The organism is Komagataeibacter sp. FXV3, assembly GCF_015155755.1.
GTDB lineage: Bacteria > Pseudomonadota > Alphaproteobacteria > Acetobacterales > Acetobacteraceae > Komagataeibacter.
Genome location: NZ_VWPI01000123.1, coordinates 1 through 11,296 on the forward strand (window position 1 = coordinate 1; position 11,296 = coordinate 11,296).

The 11,296-nt window shown below is 64.6% G+C and carries 9 protein-coding genes and 1 pseudogene; 2 read left to right on the forward strand and 8 right to left on the reverse strand.

The genetic code is table 11. From position 1 onward, the window contains the following. From F1542_RS10890 to hpnA, 8 genes and pseudogenes are all read right to left on the reverse strand, one after another. A pseudogene (locus F1542_RS10890) lies at positions 1-384 on the reverse strand (acetate kinase); the annotation flags it as partial. 311 nt (positions 385-695) lie between these two features. Continuing rightward, the gene (locus F1542_RS10895) at positions 696-1,376 is read right to left on the reverse strand and encodes a hypothetical protein (RefSeq protein WP_193733056.1); all 681 of its coding nucleotides are present in this window, start codon (positions 1,374-1,376) and stop codon (positions 696-698) included. Between the two features lie 20 nt (positions 1,377-1,396). Further along, positions 1,397-3,427 carry a squalene--hopene cyclase gene (gene shc, locus F1542_RS10900; RefSeq protein ID WP_227672675.1) on the reverse strand — a complete coding sequence of 677 codons (2,031 nt, stop codon included), beginning with the start codon at positions 3,425-3,427 and terminating at the stop codon, positions 1,397-1,399. Between the two features lie 52 nt (positions 3,428-3,479). Then, positions 3,480-4,793, reverse strand: coding sequence for a hydroxysqualene dehydroxylase HpnE (gene hpnE / locus F1542_RS10905; protein WP_193733057.1), 1,314 nt, complete (start codon positions 4,791-4,793; stop codon positions 3,480-3,482). Between the two features lie 3 nt (positions 4,794-4,796). Beyond that, complete coding sequence (gene hpnD / locus F1542_RS10910; protein ID WP_193733058.1) at positions 4,797-5,678, reverse strand: presqualene diphosphate synthase HpnD; 882 nt, start codon at positions 5,676-5,678, stop codon at positions 4,797-4,799. An 83-nt stretch (positions 5,679-5,761) separates the two neighbouring features. Beyond that, on the reverse strand, positions 5,762-6,625 hold the full coding sequence (gene hpnC, locus F1542_RS10915) for a squalene synthase HpnC (protein ID WP_193733059.1): 864 nt from the start codon (positions 6,623-6,625) through the stop codon (positions 5,762-5,764). Beyond that, positions 6,622-7,854: a glycosyltransferase gene (locus tag F1542_RS10920; RefSeq protein ID WP_193733060.1), complete on the reverse strand. Its 1,233-nt coding sequence runs from the start codon at positions 7,852-7,854 to the stop codon at positions 6,622-6,624. The genes hpnC and F1542_RS10920 overlap by 4 nt, the downstream gene beginning before the upstream one ends. 10 nt (positions 7,855-7,864) lie before the next feature. Continuing rightward, positions 7,865-8,860 (reverse strand): hopanoid-associated sugar epimerase, encoded by a 996-nt coding sequence (gene hpnA / locus F1542_RS10925; RefSeq protein WP_010511505.1) that lies wholly within the window; start codon positions 8,858-8,860, stop codon positions 7,865-7,867. Positions 8,861-9,054: 194 nt separating this feature from the next. On the opposite strand from hpnA, the gene F1542_RS10930 reads away from it, so the two are divergent. Beyond that, on the forward strand, positions 9,055-10,131 hold the full coding sequence (locus F1542_RS10930) for a lysylphosphatidylglycerol synthase domain-containing protein (RefSeq protein WP_193733061.1): 1,077 nt from the start codon (positions 9,055-9,057) through the stop codon (positions 10,129-10,131). A gap of 47 nt (positions 10,132-10,178) precedes the next feature. Next, positions 10,179-11,081 (forward strand): prephenate dehydrogenase/arogenate dehydrogenase family protein, encoded by a 903-nt coding sequence (locus F1542_RS10935; protein ID WP_193733062.1) that lies wholly within the window; start codon positions 10,179-10,181, stop codon positions 11,079-11,081. Positions 11,082-11,296: the final 215 nt, after the last annotated feature.

Below are 11,296 nucleotides of genomic sequence, written 5' to 3' on the forward strand. Positions count from 1 at the left end.
GGTCAGGGCCGCAAGGCGGGCCAGTATGTCAGGCGTCACCCGCACGGGGGCGATGAATTCCGGGCCACCATGCACCACACGGTGGCCAACCGCCATGAGATCAACGTCGCCCAGCTGTTTGCCAACCCATTCCATAAGGGTCGCCATGGGGCCGTGATGCGCCGTATCCCCGGCCCCCTCGGCCACGGGAGCCCATTTTTCATCAACCAGCACCCGCCCCGACGCATCCTGGGCGACGAAATGGGGATGGATGCCGATTCCCTCCAGTTCCCCCGACGCAATGCGGTGGCTGGGGGACGCGGCGGTTTCCCCCGGTTCAATGGCAAACAGGGCGAACTTCAGGCTGGATGATCCTGCGTTCAGTGCCAGCACAGCGCGTGTCATGCCTGTTTCCCCCTGTTTTTTTACAACCGGTCGTATGTCACGCTGATCTGCAGTGCCTGACATTGATGCGAATCAATTGGTTGCATCACAGATAACAGTCAGGGAAGCACAATCACAGATAACGACCTGCATGCCATGTCCCCGCCAGACAGGATCCTATCGCGGCACCGCCCTAAAAGTTCATTTTAAATCAATCAGTTATGATCAATATTTTGCGCCCAGCACCAGACACGCGCTGCCTATTGTCACGTCAGCGCATATCACATCCGCGTATGGGATGGGTGCCACCGGCAGATAAGCGCGTGGCCCCATCAGGAAAAACGCCGTTCCAGCGCGGCCTTTGCCGCCATGCGCGCCTGCCCCGCATCACGCCCCACCCGGATCAGCGCCGGAATCTGGAACGGGTTGCACAGGATGCTGCGCGCCAGCGCGCCCACCGCCAGACTGCCATCGGGCCGCAGCGCCACGACCGCGGCAGGCGGCAGGGTCCGGTCCGCCGGATCGCACACCACGCGCATGACCGCAAAGGGCACCTGCCGGGCCGCGGCCATTTCCGCCACCACGCCACTTTCCATATCCAGCGCCACGCAGCCGGTCTGCCGGAACAGCGCCATCTTGCGTGCAGCCGCGGTGACGATCACGTCACTATGCAGCAGGTCGCCATCAATGACATCCGCCCGGTCCGCCCCCAGCCAGTCCAGCAGGGCAGAGGCTGCGGCCAGACGTTCCCCATTGACCACGACATGACGCGGCATGACGACCGCCCCAGGCTGCAGCGCCGGGTCCAGCCCCGCCGCCAGCCCGAACGACAGCAGCGCGTCCACCCCGCCTTCCAGCAGGTCAAGCACCGCCTGACGCGCACCGGACAGGGTCGCCCCACTCAGCCCGAAACGGGCCGTCGGCAGGAAGGGACGGATCAGGGCGGCTTCCGCCTCCATCCCCACCACAATACCCAGTCGGGAAAATGGGGCGGCAGATACACTGTTGGACATTGCAGGCATTTCCCCCGTTATCAGAAGCCGTAGCCAACGCGGCCGATATTGCCGATCTGCATGTTCCGGTACCGTGACAGGGCCAGCAGCGGGAAGAACTGACGGTAGCCATGGTACCGCAGGTAAAACACCCTGGGGAAACCTACGGCGTTATACGGTTCTTCCTTCCATTCGCCATTTTTTCCCTGCGTGCGGCCCAGCCAGGCAATGCCACGCGCCACGGCGGGATCATCACGCAGGCCAGCCGCCATCAGGCCCAGAACGGCCCATGCGGTCTGGGATGGCAGGCTCTGTTTATAATCGCCATGCACCCCGCCTTCATAACTGTCGCAGCCCTCGCCCCAGCCGCCATCGGCGCGCTGGTGGCGGCGCAGCCAGTCAACCGCGCGGATGATCATGGGATCGTCATGCGGCATCCCGGCGGCATTGAGCGCACACAGCACGGACCACGTACCATAGATGTAGTTGGTGCCCCAGCGCCCGAACCACGATCCGTCCTTTTCCTGCTCCCGGCGCAGACAGGCGATACCGCGTTCGATCGCGGCATGGTCCTGGACCTGGCGCAACTGCGCCAGAAAGGAAATGCAGCGCGCCGTCACATCCGCCGTGGGCGGGTCGAGCAGCGCGCCATGGTCGGCAAAGGGAATGTGGTTGAGCACGTCGCGGCTGTTATCAACATCGAACGCACCCCAGCCGCCATTGCTGCTCTGCATGCCGATGACCCATTCCCGCGCACGGGCAATCGCATCCGCATTGGCAGGGTCACCATCGCGGTGCAGCAGCATGCCGACAACGGCAGTGTCATCCACATCGGGGTAATAGTCGTTGGCGTACTGGAATGCCCACCCGCCGGGCCGGACATCGGGACGGTTGAGCGCCCAGTCACCCCTGACGTTCAGGATCTGGCGTTCACGCAGCCATTTGCCCGCGGTTGCCAGCTTCTGCTTCGTTTCCTCCGGTGCAATGCCGCCGGGGCCGGATGCGGCCTCGATCATGGCATGACCGGCAAGGCCGGTATCCCAGACGGGGGAGACGCAGGGCTGGCAGTAGGTTTCCCTGCCCTGATTGACCAGCAGGCGCCTTACGGCCTCCCACGCGGTCTGCGCACGCGGGTCTTCGTCCGATATCCCCAGCGCGCGGAACATCATGACCGTATTGGCCATGGCGGGATAGATGGCCCCAAGACCGTCCAGCCCGTTCAGGCGGGGTTCAATGAAATCGACCGCCGCCTTTATGGCCCGACGGCGGGTCTTTTCAGGGATCAGGCGTTCAGCAGGCCGCAGCACCGCATCCGCATACCGGAACACATGTCCCCAGACGGAGCGGTATGGCCCACGAATCCAGTCCCGTACCTTTTTGGGCGATGTCACGAACAGTTCGTGCACATGCACCCGGCGCGGATTGACAGCGGTGGGACGAAGGGCCGCCAGCACCAGCAGGGGCGCGATGACCGTGCGCGACCAGTACGACATGTTCCACATCGAAAACAGCGCCCGGCGTGGCAGCAGCATGATCTCGACCGGCATGACGGGGGCGGCTTCCCACGGCACATCGCCAAACAGGGCAAGCTGGATGCGGGTGAACACATTGGTCCGTTCCGCCCCGCCATGGTCAAGGATGGCCTGCCGTGCGCGCACCATGTGCGGCGCATGCACGCTGTCGCCAATCGCCTTGAGGGCAAAATACGCCTTGACCGAAGCCGACAGGTCGAACTTACCGTCCTGATACAGCGGCCAGCCGCCATGGTCCCCCTGGATACGGCGCAGGTATATGCCGATCCGCTGTTCCAGGTCCGGGTCGATGCGGTTCAGATAATGTTCCAGCAGCACGTATTCCGCCGGAATGGTGGCATCGGCTTCAAGATCAAAGACCCAGTGCCCGTCATCCGCCTGCCGCCTGCCCAGCGCCGCATGCGCACGGGTCACGGCCTGATCCAGTTCGGCCTGATCCAGCGGCGCGTCTGGCGCCACCCTGGGCGTGGCCGCCCTGCGGGTGGATGTGGTCGTCCTGCGGGGACGGGTAACGGTCGGGGTCTCGGTTGTCTTTGCCATTATTCCATGTTCCCCGTGTCATCACGGGGGCCTGTTGCAGATCCGTACATCATCATTTCGGTCGGCCGGGCGCACCCCGACGGGCCTGGACAGCCTGTGCCGCGGCATGGCCTGACCTGATCGCGCCCTCGATTGTGGCGGGCAATCCCGTTGCCGTCCAGTCACCGGCCAGCAGCAGGTTGGGCGCCATGGTCCGCATGCCGGGCCGCAGGCGGTCCTGCGGCACGGTTGCGGCAAAGGTCGCGCGTTTTTCACGCACGATACGCAGCGGCGGCATGGCCACCGGCAGGGGTACTGTCGCTGCCGGGTCGATCGCGGCGCGGACTTCGTTCCAGATGATGGCCGCCAGTTCATCCAGATCGCGCGTAGCGTAGCGGTTGGCGGCGCTGACCGTGACCGACAGGATCCTGTCCTTGACGAACACCCATTCGCTGATGCCGCCCACAACCCCGATGAAGCGGGCCTGCGCCAGTCCACCGGTCAGCACAGGGGCATGCGGCAGCAGGAAATGCGCGTTCAGGATCGACTCGAACTGGTCCGGGGCGCTGAACCCCGGCAGGTCGGCCGCAAGCAGGCTGGTCGCCACGGGGGCAGGCACCGCCATGATGACCGTATCTTCCGGCCCCAGCGCAATCCGCTCATTCCCAAGATGCAGGGCCGTGACGCTGCCATCGGCCATCTCGACCGCGCTGACGCGGCTGCCGGTCCGCACTTCGGCCTTCAATACCGACAGGTGGTCAAGGGCCGGGTCCACGAAGCTTTCGGACAGGCCTTCTGCCGGAAAGCGCGGCAGGCAGTTGCGTCCGCCGCGCGCAAGGCTTTCCTTCACCACCGCACCCAGCAGGGCGGCGCTGCCGGTGTCGGGCATGGTATTGAGGACGGATATGGCAAAGGGTTCAAGCAGGCGGCGCGCAAGGCTGCCGGGCTGCAGGCAGTCGGACACCACCATGTCCGGCGTTGCCTCCATCAGCGCCAGCAGGCCGCGCAGTTCGGCCAGACGCATGCCCGGCACGCGCCTGCGCTTCGACAGCACCCAAAGCGGCACCCGCCCACGTGACAGGTCCAGCGTCCAGCGCAGCCGGTCGGCAAGGTCCACGAACGGGAAAACCGGTCGCTTCGGCCCCACCAGCGTATCCTGCGCCCCGATCAGGCCAAGATAGCGGTATACCGCCGGGTTGCCCGACAGCAGCAGATGGTTGCCATTGTCGATCCGGCAGCCCAGCTGCCGGTCGAGATAGGACCGTGCCCGGCCGCCACAGGCGGGACCGGCCTCGTATACGCTGACACGCTCGCTGCCGCCCGCCAGTTCAACCGCCGCCGACAGACCGGCCAGCCCGCCACCAACAATATGGACATGTCCCGACATGGATCAGGCCACCAGTGCGCGCAGCGCGACCAGCACCTTGCGCGGGCGGGAAAGGGAAACGCGCTTTTCGGGCGTGCCCCATCCCTGCCGTTCCTGCGCGGCCAGGATGGCGGCGTAGGTCGCGCCCATGACACGCGCGGGCCGCATGGCCGTACGGTCGCACAGCCGCATGGCACGCGAAGCCGCCCGGAAATGGTCATGCGCCCGACCGGCAAGGATACGCCCCACCTGTTCCAGCCGGGGGGCGCGCACCACGGCGTCGGGTTCGGGCACGATGCCAAAGCGTTCCAGCAGTTCGCGCGGCAGGTACAGCCGGCCCAGCCGTGCATCCTCCGCCACGTCACGCAGGATGTTGGTGATCTGCAGCGCACGCCCCAGATGGTAGGCAACCTGATCCGCATGGACTGAGGAATCGCCAAATACCCGTACCGACAGCCGCCCCACGGCAGACGCCACGCGGTCACAGTACAGGTCGAATGTCGCCTCATCCGGTGCGACGATGGGACCACGGGCATCCATTTCCATCCCGTCGATCACGTCATTGAAGTCCTGCTGGCGCAGGTCGAAACGGCGGATGGTCGCCAGCAGCACGCGGTCGATGCCATCACGCGCCTCGCCCGCATACAGCCGGGTAATGCGCGCGCGCCATTCTTCCAGCCTGCGGCACTTGTCGTCCTGCTCGCCTTCATCATCGGCCACGTCATCGACAAGGCGGCAGAAGGCATAGACCGCATACATGCCATACCGCCGGTCGGGCGGCAGGATACGCATTCCCTTGCCAAAGGATGTGCCAGACCGCACCACGATCTGCTCCACCTCGGCCAGATCGGCGGGATCGCAGCCCAGTACCGGGGCCTCATCATGCCGCGCGCGCAAAAAACCCATTCCCGCGTGTTCCGTTCACTTTACGAATTTCAGTTCCGCCTGTTCTTAGCGGCAATCACGACCAAGGACAAAATCCCGTCCCCTCAGACCAGCGTGCGCACGGCCCCCGCCACCGCGCGCACCACATCCATGCGCGACAGCTTGACCCGGCTTGCGATGGGGTCTTCCACCCGCAGACGCTGCGCCAGACGCTTTGACAGGCCCACGATCACCGCCGCCTCCATGCGCATGCGCCGGTCACGGATCAGGCCGGGCAGCAGCGATGCATGACGGTTCAGTTCATCCAGCCGGTCCAGCAGCGCATTGAACACCCGGCGCATGCCCGGCAACGCATAGCCGTGGCGCAGGTCATCCACCGTGACCCCTTCGCGCGCCAGCCACGGGCGCGGCAGGTAGCAGCGATCAAGATCACGCAGGTCATCGGCACAGTCCTGCAGGTGGTTGATGATCTGCAGCGCGGTGCACAGCGCGTCGGACGCAGCAAACGTGCCAGCACTCTCCCCATGCAGTTCCAGCAGGAAACGGCCGACGGGATTGGCGGAATAACGACAGTATTCCTCCAGCTCCTCCCACGTATCGTAACGGTTCTTCACCGCATCCTGCCGGAAGGCCACGATCAGGTCGGTGGCGGTATCGGTGGAAACCCCGGTCTGCGCCAGCGTGCGGCCCACGCGCACCGCCGTCTGTGCGTCCGGCCGCTGCGGTGCGGTGCGTTTGCCCAGCACCACGTCCTCCATGGCGTTGAGGCGGGTGATCTTGGCATCCGCATCCAGCCGGTCGGTATCGACGATATCATCAATCACGCGGGCAAAATCATAATAGGCATGGACATGCGGACGCAGCCTGCGGCTGATCAGCAGGGAGCCTACGGGAAAATTCTCGTCCCCGGCATCCTTGCCCGACGAGACATCCTCGCTGCCCCACACGTTCCGCTCATCAGTGTTCACCCTACATCATCCCCCATGCTGCGGTTCATTACGGCTGCGGTGCCCTCACCGCGCATATGTGTCGAAATCGCACCATCCGGTTCGGTATAGGCGCGGTTTTTCCATACCGTGCCCCGCCCCCGATGGTGGTCCAGCGCCGAACCCACCGTCGCCAGCGTATAGAACCCGGCAATGACCGGCAGCAACAGCGCCCATGACGGCGACTGGTTGAAACGCCGCAGGGTGGGGGTGTACGACGCCATGGACATGACCCATGCCCCCGCCCCCAGCAGGCACGGCAGGCCATGGCTGAACAGCGCAAGCTGCAGCGGCACGATCCACACCAGCACCATGCCGATCACGGTCCCCACCAGCATGAGCGGCGAATACCCAAGCTGCACATAGGCCGTGCGCGCCACCATGCGCCAGATATCCGACGGATGGGGATAGGGCCTGATGGAACGGGCCAGGCAGCTATGTCCCAGATAGATCCGGCCGCCACTGTGCTTGACATGGGCGGCCAGCGTGCAGTCATCGATCAGCGCGCCGCGCAGGCTTTCGATCCCGCCAATGCGGGCAAGCGCGCTCCAGCGCACCAGCACCGTGCCGCCTGCCGCCCCCGCAACCCTGCTGCGCGGATTGTTCACGCTGGCGAAGGGATAGAGCAGCGCGAAAAAGAACACGAACGCCGGGACCAGCATGCGCTCGGCTGGGCTTGCGCAGTTCAGTTCCACCATTTCCGAAACCTGGTCCAGCTTCCCCGCCTGCGCCTTGGCCACCAGTGTCGAGACATGGCGCGGGTCATGGGTGATGTCCGCATCGGTCAGCAGCACGAAACCACTGGAATCGGGCACCATCTCGCGCGCCCGGGCAACACCCTGCGCCACGGCCCACAGCTTGCCGCTCCAGCCGGCCGGCCGCGCCTTTCCGCTGACCACTGTCAGCCGGCGCCGGGGGTCGGGCACGGATCGCGCCAGCCGCCCCGTACCATCGGTGCTGTTGTCGTCAACCAGAATGACGTGCAGCAGGCCGGGATAATCCTGCGCCAGCAGCGACGCGATGCACTGTTTGACCGACGGGGCCTCGTCCCGCGCGGGCACCACGATGCAGACTTCGGGGCAGTCCGCGCGTTCAAGCTGCGCGCCCCGCACGGGGGAGAGGACCGGCCCGGCCTGCCAGAACCAGCCATGACAGAAAATCAGCCCGATCCAGATAACGAACACCAGAATGGATAGGGGAAGCAGTAACATGACAGGGTCCTCAATCCAGCATTCCATGCTGTCGGAACCAGTCAATCGCGTCCTTCACCGCCTCACGCGCGGGACGGGGGGCATAGCCCAGTTCCCGGATCGCCTTGTCAGAGGAAAAGAACATCTTCTTGTGTGACATGGCCAGCATTTCGGTCGTGACCCTTGGCGCGATGCCAAAGGCGCGCGACAGCCATTCGCTGGCCACGGCCACGGGCCAGATCACGGCCTGCGGCAGGCTTATGCGCGGCGGGGCCACGCCCGCGATTTCCGCCGTCATGGCGAACAGGTCGCGCAGCAGGTAATTCTGGCCGCCAAGGATGTATTTTTCCCCGATCCGCCCCCGTTCCAGCGCCAGCGCGTGCCCTTCGGCCACGTCATCCACATGCACGATGTTCACGCCGGTATCGACATAGGCCGGCATGCGGCCCGCCGCGCAGTCCAGGATCATCTGCCCCGTGGGCGTGGGCTTGATGTCACGGGGGCCCACGGGAGTGGACGGGTTCACGATCACGGCAGGCAGCGCGCGTTCATGCACCAGGCGCAGGACTTCCTGCTCGGCGCGGTATTTGGACCGCTTGTAGATGCCGATCACGCCATGTTCATGGACCGGCGTTTCCTCATCGGAAATCGTGCCATCCCCGATCAGGCCAAGGGCGGCGACGGACGAACAGTACACGATCCGCTCCACCCCGGCCTTCTGTGCGGCCAGCATCAGCGCGCGCGTGCCTTCGACGTTGGCGATCATCATCGGCACCGGGTCAGGCACCCACAGCCGGTAATCCGCCGCCACGTGGAACACGTAGCGGCAGCCCTTTACCGCTGCGTCAAAGCTGTCGGGGGTGGACAGGTCCCCTTCCACCAGTTCGGCGGGAAGGTCACGCAGGTTGGTCAGGTCGCTTCCCTTGCGCACCATGAGCCGGAGTGTATGGCCACGCTCCACCAGATTACGGGCAACGGCGGAGCCGACAAAACCGGTCGCACCGGTTACAAGGGTTGGGGCAGTCATGGTCTGAACGATCGCTCCGTCAGGGGACAGAAATCACGATTGCGATTACGGACTCGCAACCAGGGGGCGTTCCATTTATCCCGACACCTCCCGGTGGCGCCAGACCCTGCTGTAGTGTAAGTCAGGCACAACCGGCCAGTGCGGCACGAATTTTACCCGGTGTTCCCACGCCAACAGACCAAGACGGATCTTTTTTGAGAAAGCTCACCATCCTGCTGGCCATCCTTGGCCTGGCCCTGCTTACAGGCTGCACCGCGTGGCTTGGCGCGGGTTCGGTCATGAAGGCCATCGTCTCCATCGGGTTCACCGGCTTCATGGCGACCGTCATGGCCCAGCTTGCAGTCGATGCAATACTGGGTCTTGCGTGGCACGCAGCTTGCCGGGATATTCCGTTCGTGCAGCTGCTGGTTTCGCGCATGATTCGTGACGCCGCCGCGTCCTGCCTGCCGTTTTCACAGCTGGGCGGCATGGTGCTGGGGATCAGGGCCACGTGTTCGAGCGACCTGTTCGCCGGGGCGAAGGGCCGCCATGTGGATGGGAGCGAGGCCGCCTGCGCCAACCTGGTGGACATCACCACCGAAGTCATGGGCCAGATCCTGTTCATCCTGACCGCCGTGGCGTGCCTGGTGGCCCACCAGCAGTCCAGCCCCTTTGCCCGTCCGGTCATGATCGGCCTCGTGCTGCTGAGCATGGGCATCGCGGGCTTCATCTATACCCAGCGCCGCGGGGGTGACCTGCTCAAGCGCGCGGGCAAGATGCTGGGCAACAACATGGCTGCCCAGTGGCAGGACGCGATGCTGAGCAGTGCGGACAGCATACAGGAACGCTTTGACGCCATCTGGTCCCATCCCAGCCGCATCGTGCAGGGCGCGCTGCTGCATTACGTGGGCTGGCTGGGCAGTGCGGCGACGATCTGGGTGGCCTATTACTTCCTTGGCGCGCATCTCGGCTTCGGTGGCGCCATCGCGATCGAAGGCGTGGCCTGCGGCATCATGTCCGTCTCGTTCCTGGTGCCGGCGGGACTGGGTGTGCAGGAAGCCGCTTACATGGCCCTTGGTTCCGCCTTTGGCATCGCGCCTTCCGTCTCGCTGGGGCTGTCGCTGCTGCGGCGCGGGCGTGAACTGGTGATCGGGATTCCCATGCTGCTGCTGTGGCAGGCGATGGAAATGCGTGCCCTGCGCCGCCGCTCCACACAGGGGGAAACCGCACCGGCCGCCGCCCCCGTCTCCATTCACGATTCCACCCCACCCACGGACATCACGCGGGATTGATCCCGCATGCGTCCCGTGCCCCTTCAGACAGACAGACATTTCCCATCATGACGGACCAAACCGTACCCCTGTTCGATACGCTGGTCATCATCGGCCCCGGCCTGATCGGATCATCCATCCTGCGCCGGGGGATGGAGGACCGACGCATCGCGCGCCGGCTGGTGGCCTGTGACATAAGCCCTGAAGTCCGCGCCCGCGTGGCCGAGTTGGGCATTGCCGATGTCGTGGAATCCGATCCGGCCACGGCCGCGCGGGATGCGGACTGTGTCATCATATGCGTGCCCGTGGGCGCGATCGCCATGGTGGCGGCCCAGGTCATGCCCGTCATGAAAAAGGGGGCGATCCTGAGCGAAGTGGGATCGGTCAAGGTCACGGTGATGGAGGCGATGCAGCCGCTGCTGACCCGGTATCCCGATATTGCCTTCGTGCCCGCGCACCCCATGGCGGGCACCGAATTTTCAGGCCCCGATGCGGGCTTCGCCACCCTGTTCGAGGACCGTTGGTGCCTGCTGACCCCGCCCACGCACACACCGGAAGCCGCCATTGCCCGCATCACGGCATTATGGGAAATGATGGGCGCGCGCGTGCGCAGCATGACCGTTGACCATCATGACCGTGTCTGCGCCATTGTCAGCCACCTGCCCCACCTGCTGGCCTTCACCATATGCGGCACGGCGGATGACCTGGCGGATGAAACACGGTCGGAAGTGCTGGATTTCGCGGCGTCGGGCTTTCGCGACTTCACGCGCATCGCGGCGTCCGATCCGACCATGTGGCGCGACATCTTCCTGAACAATCGCGAGGCGCTGCTGGACATGCTCGACCGCTTCATCGCGGATGCGCAAGCCATGGGCGATGCCATCCGCACGGGGAATGAGGACGTGATCGTCAGCCGTATCCAGCGCAGCCGCGCCATCCGGCGCAGCCTGATCGAAAACCGGCAGGCCTGAATAAACGATTATTTTAAAGAACTGATTTATAAAAATAGAAGTTTTTGATGAAGCTTTTTTCAAAAAGCTTCAGGAAACGCCGCCTTTTTGAAAAAGGCGGCATCCAAAGACTTCTGATAATGCCTGATCAGGTAACCATGGCGATCCGCAGCGTGTTGGTGCTGCCCGCCACCCCGAACGGCAGGCCCGCGACGATCACCACCGCATCTGTCTCT